Below are 12,531 nucleotides of genomic sequence, written 5' to 3'. Positions count from 1 at the left end.
CTAGAGGTTCACCCCGATTTCACAACTTCAACCGAGCGCGGACGTCTTCCGACCGGTGGGCTGGCGGACAGACGTTCAGGTGCCCGTGGACCCGGGGGCGGGGGGAGCCCAGGGCTTGAGGCCGCAGATGCGCTCCGCCTCCTCCACCGCGGGTGTCAGCCGCGCATGCTCCATGCGCAGGAAGCTCCGCACGGCCTTGTCCAGGCGCGGGTCGAAAATCAGGTGCGCGCTGTGCACGGCGGTGGGCTCGAAGCCCCGGGACACCTTGTGTTCACCGCCGGCGCCGGGCTCGAACACCTTGCGGCCCGCGCGGATGCAGTCGTCCACGGACTGATACAGGCAGACGTTGAAGTGCAGGAAGGGGTGCTCCTGCGTGCAGCCCCAGTAGCGGCCATAGAGCCGCTCCGGGGTGGCCAGGTTGAAGGCCCCCGCGATGACCTGCCCGTCCTTCACCGCCTCCACCATCTCCACCGCGTGGGGCAGGTCGCGGAAGACGCGCTCGAAGAAGCCGGGGGTGAGCTGCACCTGTCCCCAGGCGTGGCGCTCGCAGGTGGACGTGTAGAAGGTGTACGCGCGCTGGGCGTGCTCCGGGCCCAGCTCCGCGCCGCGCACGGTGCGCAGCTGGATGCCCTGGGTGGCCGCGGCGGCGCGCTCGCGCTTGAGCTGGTTGCGGCGCTTGGAGTCGAAGCGGGCCAGGTAGTCGTCGTAGCCCTGGTAGCCCGGGTTCTTCCAGTGGAACTGGAGGGTGATGCGGCGCGCGAGGCCGGCCTCCTCCAGGAAGTCCGCCTCTTCGTCCGTGGGGTAGAGCACGTGCACGCCGGAGCAGTCCGCCTCCTGGGCGCTCTGGACGGCGGCCTCCAGCAGCGCGCGGCGCAGGAGCCCGGCGTCTTCCCCCGGCGCGGTGAGGAAGCGCGGCACGGTGGCGGGGGACAGGGGGCCGCCCACGAGCAGCTTCGGGTAGTACTCCACGCCCAGCTGGGCGGCGGCGTTGGCCCAGCCGAAGTCGTAGATGTATTCGCCCATGCTGTGGAACTTGAGATAGGCGGGCGCGGCGGCGACGAGCTTCCGGCCCCGCCACAGCGTCAGGTGGTGGGGGGCCCAGCCGGTGTCCTCGGTGGCGCTGCCGCTCTCTTCCATGGCGGACAGCCACGCGTGGCGCACGAAGGGGGGCGCGCCGTCCGTGACCAGGGCATCCCATGAGGCGGCCGGGACGTCGCGGATGGCATCGAGAATGCGGACCTGGAGCGGGGTGTCGGCGGGCACGGGGGCAGTCTTAACGCGGGTCTGTCCGCTGCGCTCCCGTTCGCCCCGCCGGAGGGCGTCCGGACGGGGGAGGCCCCGGTCAGGAGGCCTTCTTGCGGGCCGGGGCCCGGGCGCGGGCGCCGAGCACCCGGGGCAGGTTGTCTTCAATCCAGGTGGTCAAGGACTCCACGTGGACGGCCACCTCCTGGCCCAGGGGCGTGAGGCTGTAGTCCACGTGCGGGGGAATCACGGGGTGCGCTTCGCGCAGCACGAAGCCGTCCTGCTCCAGGGCCTGGAGCGTCTGGGCGAGCATCTTCTCACTGACCCCGCCCACCTTGCGGCGCAGCTCGCTGAAGCGGTGGGTGCCCTCCTCGTGCAGCGCGACCAGCACCAGCACGCCCCATTGGCTGGTCACGTGCTCCAGCACGCCGCGCGAGGGGCACGCGGCCGCGTAGAGGTCCCCGCGCTGCTTCACCTTCTCCAGCAGTGGACTGCCCTTGCTTGCCTTCATGATTGACACTTACCACGAGGTGCGTACTTACGAAAAGTGAGTACCCCCGTTACGGTAAGCCCCATTCAATTTCCAATTTCGCGCCAGGCGCGCGAAGGAAAGGGCGAAGCGATGATCGTCGTCACGGGAGCCACGGGGAAGCTGGGGCAGTTCGTCATCGAGGGCCTGCTGAAGAAGGTGCCGGCGAGCCAGGTGGCGGTGGTGGTGCGCAGTCCGGACAAGGCGAAGGCCTGGGCGGAGCGCGGGGTGGTGGTGCGGCGGGCGGACTACAGCGAGCCCGGGTCGTTGGATGGGGTGTTCGCGGCGGGGGACACGGTGCTGCTCATCTCCGCCAACGAGGTGGGCAAGCGCTTCCCGCAGCACTCGGCGGTGATTGCCGCGGCGAAGAAGGCGGGCGTGAAGCTGCTGGCCTACACGAGCATCCTGTTCGCGGACAGGAGCGGCCTGTCGCTGGCGGGGGAGCACAAGGCCACGGAGGAGGCGATCCGCGCGTCGGGGCTCCCGTACGTGTTCCTGCGCAACGGCTGGTACGTGGAGAACTACACGGAGCACGTGGGGCCGGCGCTGGAGTACGGAGTCATCCAGGGCAGCGCGAAGGATGGCAGGGTGGCCACGGCGACCCGCGAGGAGTACGCGGACGCGGCGGTCGCGGTGCTGACGGGCACGGGCCATGAGAACCAGGTGTACGAGCTGGCAGGGGACACGGCCTTCACGCTGCCGGAGTACGCGGCGGAGCTGTCACGCCAGTCGGGCAAGGCGGTGGCGTACGTGGACCTGCCGGTGCCGGAGTTCGCCGCGGCGCTCCAGAAGGTGGGGGTGCCCAAGCCCTTCGCGGAGGTCCTGGCGGACGCGGATGGGGGGCTGGCGAAGGGCGAGCTGAACGACTCCAGCCGCACCTTGAGCCGCCTGATTGGCCGGCCCACCGCGCCGTTCTCCAGCGCCATCCGCGCGGCGCTGAAGCGGGGCTGAGAAACACGACGGGGGAGCGGTCCTGTCCGGACGGCTCCCCCACGTCACCGCATGGCTGGACGTGACGTCAGGCCGTCTGCGCTCCGGTGCTGCCCTGCCGGGAGACCTCGCGCGGCTCCGGGTACACGGCGCGCTGAGGCGTGGTGATGCGGATGACGCCCAGCTTCGACAGCACGCGCATCACCTGCCACGTGGGGTCGATTTCGAAGGCGCGCGCCGCGAAGTCCGGGCTGCTGCCGTACTTGTGGTGGTTGTTCTGGAACAGCTCCCCCATGCACAGCACGTCCACCGGCAGCGTGTTGCGCGACTGGTCGCCGCCCTTGAAGTTGCGGTAGCCGTACTTGTGCCCGCACCAGTTCACGATGGCGCCGTGCACCGGCCCCATCACGAAGTGCACCGGCAACAGCAGGAACTGCCAGGGCGACGTCGCGAACATCACGTAGAACGCCGTGTAGAGCGCCACCCACGTCAACGGCGCCCACCAGGACTGGCCCACCGTCTCGTCGATGAGCGTCCACTCCGGATACCCGCCCTCGAAGCGCGGCTCCGGCGCCGCGCGCCGATACACGTAGTCGGCGTAGCGCTTCTTGGTGTGCAGCATCATCCGCAGCACGTCCTTGAAGTTGTGCGGCGAGTGCGGATCCTTGTCCGTGTCGGAGAAGGCGTGGTGCTCGCGGTGCAGGATGGCGTACGCACGCGGCGACAGGTACGACGAGCCCTGCACCAGATAGGTGAGCAGGTGCACCACCTTCTCCGTGCGCGGCCCCATGCTGTACATGCGGTGCGCCGCGTAGCGGTGCTGGAAGAAGCTCTGGAAGAAGACGCAGAGCAGCCAGTGGCTGATGAAGAAGATGAGGATGGCCATGATTCTCCCGTGCTGTCGGACCCAGGGCTAACACCGCGGCTGTCACGGCAATGTCAGCGCTCCCCACGATGACGGCAGCACCCACGTCCTCGCGGACGCCCGACACTGAGCGTCCCGGTTCCCACCCTGTCCGTTGGTGGATAAGGCCCGGTGCGGTCATCCATTCGCGCCCGTCCCCGACGTCGCACCTCGACGTTGCGGGCCGCCTCCAGGGAGGGCAGAAGTGCACGCGGCGCGTCACCCCGGGCCCCCAGGCCCCCCTGCACCAGGAGCCTCCACCGTGGATCGGGCAACCCTCGTCGGATTGGACAAGCGGCACGTCTGGCACCCCTACACCGCGATGGAGCAGTACGTCGCGCAGACCGACCCGCTGGTCATCGTCCGCGCGGAGGGCTCCTGGCTCCATGACGCCGACGGCCGGCGTTACCTGGACGCCAACGGCTCCTGGTGGGTGTCCACCCTGGGACACCGCCACCCGCGCCTGGTGCACGCGCTCACCGAGCAACTGGGCAGCCTGGCCCACGCCTCGCTCGCGGGCATCACCCACGGCCCGGCGGCCCTGCTGGGCGCGGAGCTGGCGGCGCTGGCCCCGGGCGCGGACCGGGCGGACGTGCCCGCGGACCAGAAGCTGTCGCGCGTCTTCTACTCGGACAACGGCAGCACCGCGGTGGAGGTGGCCATCAAGATGGCCGCGCAGTACTGGGCCCAGAACGGCCGCCCCCGCCGCACCCGCTTCATCACCCTGTCCGGCGCCTTCCACGGCGAGACGATTGGCGCCACCAGCGTGGGCGGCGTGCACGAGTTCCGAGACGTGTTCGGCCCGCTCCTCTTCGACGTGATGCACGTGCCGTCCCCCGCCGAACCCGACGGCCACGCGCGCGCGCTGGAGCAGCTGAAGGCGGCGCTCGCGGCGGATCCGGACGGCATCGCCGGCGTCATCCTGGAGCCCGTGCTCCAGGGCGCGGTGGGCATGTGGATGTCGTCGCCGGACTTCGTGCGCGAGGTGCGCGCGGCCACCCGCGCCGTGGACACCTTCCTCATCGCCGACGAGGTCTTCACCGGCATGGGCCGCACCGGCGCGCGCTTCGCGGTGGACCTGGCCGACGTGGTGCCGGACCTGCTGTGCCTGGCCAAGGCGCTGAGCGGGGGCATGTTGCCCTTCGCCGTCACGCTCGCGTCGGAGCGCATCTTCTCCGGCTTCCTGGGGGCGAAGGACCGGGCGCTGTATTACGGGCACTCGTACTGCGGCAATCCGCTGGGCGCGGCGGTGGCGCGTGAGGTGCTGGCCGTGTACCGCGACGAGGACGTCATCGGGCAGGTCCAGCGCAAGGCCCCGCGCGTGAAGGCCGCCTTCGAACGGATGGCCGCCACGCTCCCAGGGCTGGTGCGCCCGCGCGCGGTGGGCATGGTGGGCGCGGTGGACCTGGGCGGCGGGGGTTACTTCGCCAACAGCGGCTGGCGCGTGTACGAGGCCGGCCGCCGCCGCGGCCTGTACCTGCGCCCGCTGGGCGACACCGTCTACATCGCCCCCGCGCTGAACATCCCGGACGCGGACCTGGACGTGCTGCTCGCGGGCGTGGAGGACAGCCTGCGCGAAGTGACCTCGGGCTGACGGACGCCGCGCGGTCCCCTCGCCGGGAGCGCGTGCGCTCGAGCGGCCAGGGCCGGAAGCGAGGGAGGGGCGGAGCGCCGCGCCCGCTCCCGTCGGTCAGCGCGCGTGCCCGGAGGCCCCCTCTCGCCGCCCCGGCCCGTGGTGCCTGCGCGCGGCCCGCACCATGCGCACCCGTTGCCTGAGGTGCCATGGCTCCACCGGCGCCATGGCGGAAGGGAACCCCATGGCTCTTGAAACCCACCGCGCGCGGTCGCGGACCGGCACGGGTCCACCGCGCGGACCGACCCCCGACAGCGTGGAAGCACTCCGGGCCCGCCTGCGCGGCCCGCTCATCCTCCCGGAGGACGCGGACTACGCGGAGGCGTGCCAGCTCTACAACGCGATGATCCACAAGCACCCGGCCATGGTGGCCCGGTGCGCCGACGTGGCGGACGTCATCTCCGCGGTGACCCTGGCTCGCGAGCAGGGGCTCGCCCTGGCCGTGCGCGGCGGGGGCCACAATGGCGGCGGCCTGGGGCTGTGTGATGACGGGCTGGTCGTCGACCTGTCGCGCCTGCGCGGCGTGCGGGTGGACCCCGAGGCCCGCACGGTGCGGGTCGCGGGAGGCGCCGTCTGGGGGGACGTGGACCACGCGACCCATGCCTTCGGGCTCGCCGTGCCCTCGGGCATCATCTCCACCACGGGCGTGGGCGGACTCACGCTGGGCGGCGGCATGGGCTACCTCACGCGCCGCTTCGGCCTCACCATCGACAACCTGCTCGCCGTGGACATGGTGCTCGCGGATGGCCGCTTCGTCACCGCGAGCGCCGACAAGCATCCGGACCTGTTCTGGGCGGTGCGCGGCGGGGGCGGCAACTTCGGCGTCGTGACGTCATTCCTCTTCCGGGCCCAGCCAGTGGACTCCGTCATCGGAGGTTTCACGCTCTGGCCGCTGGACCGCGCGGCGGAGGTGCTGCGCTGGTACCGCGACTTCCTCCCCGCCGCCCCCGAGGACCTCAACGGCTTCTTCGCCTTCCTCACGGTGCCGCCCGTCGCCCCGTATCCAGAGGCGCTGCACCTGAAGAAGATGTGCGGCGTGGTGTGGTGCTACACCGGCGACCCCGCGCGGGCGGAGGCGCTGTTCGCGCCCGTGCTGGCGCTCAAGCCCGCGGCGCACGGCGTGCAACCGATGCCCTTCCCCCTCTTGCAGGCGGCCTTCGACGCGCTCTACTCGCCCGGCTTGCAGTGGTACTGGCGCGCGGACTTCGTGCGCGAGCTGGGCGACGCGGCCATCGCGCGGCACGTGGAGTTCGCGGAGCGCCTGCCGACGATGCACTCGACGATGCACCTCTACCCCATCGACGGGGCGGTGCACCGGGTGGGGCCGCGGGACACGGCCTTCCGCTACCGCGACGCGCGCTGGTCCGAGGTCATCGTCGGCGTGGACCCCTCGCCGGAGCGGGTGGCGGACATCACCTCCTGGACGAAGGCCTACTGGGACGCGCTGCACCCCTACTCCGCGGGCGGCGCCTACGTGAACTTCATGATGGACGAGGGCCAGGAGCGGGTGCGGGCCACCTACGGCGAGAACTTCGCGCGGCTGGTGGAGGTGAAGAACCGCTACGACCCCACCAACCTCTTCCACGTGAACCAGAACATCCCGCCGGCCCCCCCTCGCGCCACGCATTGAGCGCGCCCAGGGGGCCGCGGAGTCAGCCGGTGGATACCGGAATCACGTGGGCGGTGAGGACCGCGACGTCCGGTCTCCGGTGGAGGCGCGAGCGTGATGGCGTTCGCGGTAGTGCCGCACGGCGAGGGCGACCAGCAGCGCGGCCACGCCCGCCAGCGCGAGGAAGTGCTCCACCCGTCCCACGCCCCTGGCCACGCGGTCCACGCTCGCGGAGCCCAGGTAGCCCAGCATCACCACGGTGGGGGAGCTCAGGCACAGCGCCAGGCCGTCCCACATGAGGAAGCGGCGCAGGGGCATGCCCTCCGCGGCGGCCATGGCGAACACCGGCACGCGCAGCACGGACATGAAGCGTCCCACGAAGACGACGCGCGAGCCGTGCTTCGCGTACAGGCCCTGGATGCGCTCGCGGCGCTCGGCCGGGAACAGGCGGCGGGTGCGCGGGTGCGTGTACAGCGCCTGCCCCAGCCTGCGCGCCGTGAGGAAGAGCACGGTGTCCCCGCACAGCACGCCCCCGAAGCACAGCGCCAGGGCGACGGCCAGCGGCATCACCTCCCGGTGCGCGAGCACGCCCGCGGCCAGCTGCACCAGGTCCTCTGGGAACGGCAGGCCCAGGCCGCCCGCCACCAAGAGGAGGAAGAGCAGCGGGCCGGAGCCGTGCGTGAGCAGGAGCTGGAGGGGTGAGGTGCTCATCAGGGCTCGGGGAGGACCGCTTTGCCGCGGCGCTCGGTGCGGAAGAGGAGGACTTCCCGGACGATGATTTGAAGGGTGGCCGCCACGGGCACCGCCACCACCGCGCCCACGATGCCCGCCAGCTCCACGCAGAAGAGCACCGCCAGCAGCGTGACCAGCGGGTTGACGTGCACGGTGCGCTTGAACACGAGCGGCGCCAACACGTTGCCCTCCAGCTGCCCGTAGAGGACGAAGTAGATGAACACCGCCAGGGCCTTCCACAGGCCGCCGGTGGCCAGCGTGAGCAGCGTGATGATGCCGCCCGCGATGATGGGGCCCGCGTAGGGCACCAGGCTGGAGAAGCCGCTGGCCACGCCCAGCGGCAGGTAGAAGGGCATGCCCACCACGGCGAGCATCGTGGTGGTCAGCGTGGCGTTGATGGCGCAGATGAGGGTGATGCCGGCCAGGTAGCCCCCCGTCGCGCCGTACACGTTGCGCAGCACGCGCACGTACCGCAGCCGGTGGTCGGGCCGGGCCAGCTCCAGCAGGTGCTTGAGCACGCCGCCGCCGAACACCAGCATGAACACCACCAGGAAGAAGACGGTGAGGGTGCCGCCCAGCAGGCCCACCACGCCGCCAATGGCGCTCATGATCAACGCGGGCAGGGGCCCGGCGAGCGCGGGCGTGGCCTCCTCCAGCTTCTCGCTCCAGCCCAGGCTGTGCAGCCGCTGGTTGAGCGCGTGCAGGACGCCGGTGCCGCGCACCTGCTTCCACAGCTGCGGCCACTGGGACACCAGCGCGTCCACCTGGGTCACCAGGTCCGGAATCACCAGCAGGCCCAGCGCGGAGATGGCGATGAACAGCGCGAACAGCACCAGGGCGATGGCCAGCCACCGCTGGAGGCCGCGCTTCTCCAGCCGCGACACGCCGTGCTCCAGCGACAGGGCGAGGAGCGCGGCGATGCCCGTGAGCGTCAGGGCCACGCGCGTCTTGATGACGAGCAGCACCAGGACCATCACCCCCAGGACGGCGAAGCACACCGTGAACACCGTGCGGGGAGAGACCTGGGACTTCGGCTGCGGTCGGGCTTCGGGTCCAGACACCAGGAGGGCTCCCAAGGGAGGGCCACCGGCGTCGGGCCCCATCCCCTGCGGATGCGTCTTCCCGCGCCCGACGGCAACCACCGTCGTCCTCCAAATGTGCGCGCCGGGCCCGGCCCCGGCCCAACCGTCTGGCGGGCGACACCCGGCGTGGCCCCGGGCCGTCCACCGCAGGCAATCACCGGGCGCGTGGTTCGTCCTCCGAAAGGCGGGAAATGACCGGCGGGGCCGCTGGCCTGTCCGTCCCCCGGAGCCCGGGTGCTCGTCCGCCACGCGACGGCGCCGCGGCCGGGCGTCCGGCACCTGACGCGCCGGGACGTCCTGGAAAAAAGGGACGGCATGCTTTGCCGGTCCCGGGCGTCAGACCGGGATGGGAACCTTCATGGGAAGGCGACCTTGGCGAGTCGGGAGAGGACACCATGAAGAAGATGGGTGAGCAGGAGCTGGATGGGATGCGACAGGAGGCTCGCGAGACGGAGGCCCGCTGGCGCGGGCTGGCGGCGAAGCTGGCGGAGCTGGGCGGGGAGGAGATGGACGCGCAGCTGCTGGTGACGTTCCGGGTCGCGCGGGACGCGGGGACGGTGCCGCCGGACGCGGGATTTTTCCTGGTGGCGCACATCCTGACGGCGATGGCGGATGAGGCCATCGCGGAGGATCCGCGCGTGCGGATGCGGGCCGCGGAGCTGGCCGCGATGGAGCGCGAGTACGGCCTCACGGGCGAGGGCTGGCCGGAGGGAGACATTCCCCCGGAGGACTGGGAGGCGCTCTGCGTGGAGTACGAGCGGGCGTGTGACGAGGCGCGCGCCGCGTTCTTCCGCGCGTACGGCGAGGAGGAGATGGCGCGGCTGTACCAGGACCAGCGCGTCACGTTCCACCACCGCTTCGAGAGCGGGCGGCGCTTCTTCCACGGCCTGCCCATGTTGCCTGGACACATGCACTGACGCCGGGCGCGGGTTCCGCCCGCGAGGGTCCGCTAGACTCCGCCGCCGCGGTCCACCTGGAGGCGGTCGATGCGAGCGGGAAGCCTGGGCTGGGTGTTGGGCTTGGGGGTGTGGGGCGCGCTGGCGTCCGCGGCGGTGCCGGTGTCGGCGCGGCCGGACGTGGGTGCGACGTACGACGCGCTTCAGCGCGCGGTGCGCATCAAGCAGGTGGCGCTGTCGCCGGAGGGCGCGCGGGTGGCCTGGGTGGAGTCGGTGCCAGGGACCGCCGAGTCCACGCGGCTCCAGGTGCGGGAGCTGGCGCACCCGGAGCGGGCCCCGGTGCGCATCACCGCGTCGAAGGACGGCGCGCCGTGCGCGGAAGGGTCGCTGGCGTGGAGTCCGGACGGCCGGAGGCTCGCGTTCCTGTCCACGGCGGGGGAGGGCACGGCGCGGCAGCTCTACGTGGCGGACGCGTCGGGGGATGGCGGGCCCGCGCGGCGGCTCACGACGCTGAAGGGCGTGCTGGCCACGCCGAAGTGGTCTCCGGACGGGACGTCGGTGGGGGTGCTCGCCATCGAGGGCGCGGAGGACGCGCAGGGCCCGCTGGGGCCGGCGGCGCGGGAGACGGGCGTGGTGCAGGAGTCCTCGCCGGTGAAGCGCTTCGCGGTGGTGTCGGTGGAGGACGCGCGGCTGCGCCTGGTGTCGCCCGCGGGCCTGTTCATCTACGAGTACGCGTGGAGTCCGGACGGGGCCCGCGTGGCGGTGACGGCCGCGCCGCCGCCGGGGGACGCGAACTGGTGGGACGCGCGGGTGTACGCGGTGGAGGCGGCGACGGGGGAGACGTCGCTGTTGCACGCGCCCACGTGGCAGGTGGCGGAGCCCGCGTGGAGTCCGGACGGGAAGCAGCTCGCGTTCATCGAAGGGCTGATGAGCGATGAGGGCAGCACGGGCGGGGACGTGCTCGTGGTGTCGGTGCCGGAGCGGCTGGCGGCGAAGCTGCGGCCCGGGGAGAAGGCGGAGTTTCCCGCGAAGGTGCCGCCCGCGCGCAACCTGACGGAGGGCTTGAAGGCGACGGCCACGGACCTCTTCTGGTCCACGCCGGAGCGGCTGGTGTTCGCGGCGCAGGCGCAGGGCGAGGCCGCGGTGATGGCGGCGCCGCCGAGGGGCGGGGCCGTGGAGACGCTGTGGAGGGGGCCGGAGCACGTGGCGGTGTCGCTGGGCCGCGACGGCGTGACGAGCGCGGTGGTGCGCGACGCCGTCAACCGGGCGCCCGAGGTGTGGACGGGACCCTTGGGGGCGTGGAAGCAGGTGACGCGCCTCAACGCGGACGTGACGGTGCCGGCGGGGGAGGTGCGCAGCGTGACGTGGACGAGCGACGGGCAGCCGGTGCAGGGCTGGTTGGTGTTGCCGGTGCCGGAGCTGTCGGGCCGCAAGGCGCCCATGGTGACGGTGGTGCATGGCGGGCCCGCGGCCGGGGTGCTGTCGACGTTCAGCCCGCAGACGGCGCTGCTGGTGGCGCGGGGCTACGCGGTGTTCATGCCCAACCCGCGCGGCAGCTACGGTCAGGGTGAGGCGTTCGTGCAGGCGAACCGCCGCGACTTCGGCTACGGCGACTTCCGCGACGTGCTGGCGGGGGTGGACGCGGTGCTGGCGTCGGCGCCGGTGGATCCCGCGCGGCAGGGCATCATGGGGTGGAGCTACGGTGGCTTCCTGACCATGTGGGCGGTGACGCGCACCCAGCGCTTCCAGGCGGCGGTGGCGGGCGCGGGCATCGCGAACTGGCAGAGCTACTACGGCACGAACCACATCGACACGTGGATGCTGCCGTACTTCGGCGCGTCGGTGTACGACGAGCCGGAGGTGTATACGCGCTCGTCGCCCATCAACGGGGTGAAGCAGGTGCGCACGCCCACGCTGGTGTTGCACGGCGAGCGCGACGTGGAGGTGCCCGCGTCGCAGGGCTACGAATTCCACAGGGCGTTGAAGACGCTGGGGGTGAAGACCCAGCTGGTCATCTACGCGGACGAGGGTCACGGCCTGCGCAAGCCCGAGCACCAGAAGGACCGGCTCTTGCGCACGCTGGACTGGTTCGACGCGAACCTGCCGGCCGCCGCCGTGGCGCCGGGGCCGAAGGTGCGGCCGTCCGCGCGTTAGTCAGGGGCCGGTGGGGACGCCGGGTTCGGGTGGGGCCACGAGCGAGGTGATGACGTGGTCGCGCCACCGGCCGTTGATGAGGAGGAAGTCGCGGGCGTAGCCCTCGGGGATGAAGCCCAGGCGGCGGAGCACGGCGGCGCTGCGGAGGTTCTCTGGCAGGTGGTTGGCCTGGAGCCGGTGCAGGCCCAGGGCGCTGAAGGCGAAGGCGCAGAAGGCGCGAAGGGCCTCGGTCATCAGGCCCTGGCCTTCGTGGCGGTGATCCAGGCCATAGCCCAGGTCCGCGGCCTGGAGGGGGCCCCGGCGGATGTGGGCGAGCGTGGCGTTGCCGATGACGGGCGCGAGCGCGAGGGGCTTGCTCCGGGGGAGGAGGAACACGCGCAGGGACAGGTCATGGCGGAAGTCCTCGCGGTCCTGGGCCAGGCGTGTGCGCCAGTAGTCGGTGGAGAAGAAGGTCGCCGGGCGTGCCGGGGACACCGGCCCCAGGTGGTCCTTGTTGGCCACGTGGTACGCCAGCACCCGCTCCGCCGAGTCCGGGGACAGGAGCATCAGGTGCAGGCGCTCGGTGGTGAGCAGGACGGGGGACTTGTCGATCATGGCGGCGTCGGACTTCAGCTCACTTCAAGGCTGGCGGCGAGGAATGATCCACGCCGCCATGCATGACCGCGGCTCCGTGGAGCCGCTTGAAGGGTCCCGGCAAGGTGGCGGAGCGGGGGGAGGACCTCGGCGAAGCCACTCGCGCGGCGACGAGGAAGCCGACGCGGCGGCCGCATCCGGACACGGGCACCTCCAGCGGGCTGGTCCACGCAGGCGATCCTTCCAA

Annotated in this window: 11 protein-coding genes; 5 read left to right on the top strand and 6 right to left on the bottom strand. The window is 71.9% G+C overall.

Annotated features, from left to right (window positions below):
- Positions 1-75 precede the first annotated feature (75 nt).
- Positions 76-1,263, bottom strand: coding sequence for a GNAT family N-acetyltransferase (locus tag FOF48_RS27630; RefSeq protein ID WP_143906290.1), 1,188 nt, complete (start codon positions 1,261-1,263; stop codon positions 76-78).
- 79 nt (positions 1,264-1,342) lie between these two features.
- Positions 1,343-1,753, bottom strand: a complete 411-nt coding sequence (locus FOF48_RS27625; protein WP_143906288.1) for a helix-turn-helix domain-containing protein — start codon at positions 1,751-1,753, stop codon at positions 1,343-1,345.
- A gap of 111 nt (positions 1,754-1,864) precedes the next feature.
- On the opposite strand from FOF48_RS27625, the gene FOF48_RS27620 reads away from it, so the two are divergent.
- Positions 1,865-2,722 carry an SDR family oxidoreductase gene (locus tag FOF48_RS27620; RefSeq protein WP_143906286.1) on the top strand — a complete coding sequence of 286 codons (858 nt, stop codon included), beginning with the start codon at positions 1,865-1,867 and terminating at the stop codon, positions 2,720-2,722.
- Between the two features lie 67 nt (positions 2,723-2,789).
- On the opposite strand, the gene FOF48_RS27615 is transcribed toward FOF48_RS27620, so the two are convergent.
- Positions 2,790-3,587, bottom strand: a complete 798-nt coding sequence (locus FOF48_RS27615; protein ID WP_143906284.1) for an acyl-CoA desaturase — start codon at positions 3,585-3,587, stop codon at positions 2,790-2,792.
- 280 nt (positions 3,588-3,867) lie between these two features.
- Here FOF48_RS27615 and bioA point away from each other — a divergent pair, with 280 nt between their 5' ends.
- Positions 3,868-5,199 carry an adenosylmethionine--8-amino-7-oxononanoate transaminase gene (gene bioA / locus FOF48_RS27610; protein ID WP_143906282.1) on the top strand — a complete coding sequence of 444 codons (1,332 nt, stop codon included), beginning with the start codon at positions 3,868-3,870 and terminating at the stop codon, positions 5,197-5,199.
- Positions 5,200-5,422: 223 nt separating this feature from the next.
- Positions 5,423-6,868: an FAD-binding oxidoreductase gene (locus FOF48_RS27605; protein WP_143906280.1), complete on the top strand. Its 1,446-nt coding sequence runs from the start codon at positions 5,423-5,425 to the stop codon at positions 6,866-6,868.
- 42 nt (positions 6,869-6,910) lie between these two features.
- Here FOF48_RS27605 and FOF48_RS27600 read toward each other — a convergent pair whose 3' ends face one another.
- Positions 6,911-7,558, bottom strand: coding sequence for a DedA family protein (locus FOF48_RS27600; RefSeq protein WP_143906278.1), 648 nt, complete (start codon positions 7,556-7,558; stop codon positions 6,911-6,913).
- Positions 7,558-8,640, bottom strand: a complete 1,083-nt coding sequence (locus FOF48_RS27595; RefSeq protein WP_143906276.1) for an AI-2E family transporter — start codon at positions 8,638-8,640, stop codon at positions 7,558-7,560. The genes FOF48_RS27600 and FOF48_RS27595 overlap by 1 nt, the downstream gene beginning before the upstream one ends.
- Positions 8,641-9,056: 416 nt before the next feature.
- Between FOF48_RS27595 and FOF48_RS27590 the strand changes: the two genes are divergently transcribed.
- Positions 9,057-9,578: a hypothetical protein gene (locus tag FOF48_RS27590; RefSeq protein ID WP_143906274.1), complete on the top strand. Its 522-nt coding sequence runs from the start codon at positions 9,057-9,059 to the stop codon at positions 9,576-9,578.
- A gap of 69 nt (positions 9,579-9,647) precedes the next feature.
- Positions 9,648-11,711 carry a S9 family peptidase gene (locus tag FOF48_RS27585; RefSeq protein ID WP_143906272.1) on the top strand — a complete coding sequence of 688 codons (2,064 nt, stop codon included), beginning with the start codon at positions 9,648-9,650 and terminating at the stop codon, positions 11,709-11,711.
- Here FOF48_RS27585 and FOF48_RS27580 read toward each other — a convergent pair whose 3' ends face one another.
- Positions 11,712-12,305, bottom strand: coding sequence for a GNAT family N-acetyltransferase (locus FOF48_RS27580; protein ID WP_143906270.1), 594 nt, complete (start codon positions 12,303-12,305; stop codon positions 11,712-11,714). It lies immediately after the preceding gene.
- Positions 12,306-12,531: the final 226 nt, after the last annotated feature.

This window comes from Corallococcus sp. Z5C101001, assembly GCF_007352635.1.
Lineage (GTDB): Bacteria > Myxococcota > Myxococcia > Myxococcales > Myxococcaceae > Corallococcus > Corallococcus silvisoli.
Note: the sequence above shows the minus strand (reverse complement) of the source record. Positions and strands in the feature narration are given on the sequence as shown.

Bases quoted from the DNA above. Each gene is read 5' to 3' on its own strand.
- FOF48_RS27625 (WP_143906288.1), bottom strand. From the start codon at position 1,753: ATGAAGGCAAGCAAGGGCAGTCCACTGCTGGAGAAGGTGAAGCAGCGC.
- FOF48_RS27580 (WP_143906270.1), bottom strand. From the start codon at position 12,305: ATGATCGACAAGTCCCCCGTCCTGCTCACCACCGAGCGCCTGCACCTG.
- FOF48_RS27585 (WP_143906272.1), top strand. From the start codon at position 9,648: ATGCGAGCGGGAAGCCTGGGCTGGGTGTTGGGCTTGGGGGTGTGGGGC.
- FOF48_RS27620 (WP_143906286.1), top strand. From the start codon at position 1,865: ATGATCGTCGTCACGGGAGCCACGGGGAAGCTGGGGCAGTTCGTCATC.
- FOF48_RS27615 (WP_143906284.1), bottom strand. From the start codon at position 3,587: ATGGCCATCCTCATCTTCTTCATCAGCCACTGGCTGCTCTGCGTCTTC.
- FOF48_RS27600 (WP_143906278.1), bottom strand. From the start codon at position 7,558: ATGAGCACCTCACCCCTCCAGCTCCTGCTCACGCACGGCTCCGGCCCG.
- FOF48_RS27590 (WP_143906274.1), top strand. From the start codon at position 9,057: ATGAAGAAGATGGGTGAGCAGGAGCTGGATGGGATGCGACAGGAGGCT.
- FOF48_RS27605 (WP_143906280.1), top strand. From the start codon at position 5,423: ATGGCTCTTGAAACCCACCGCGCGCGGTCGCGGACCGGCACGGGTCCA.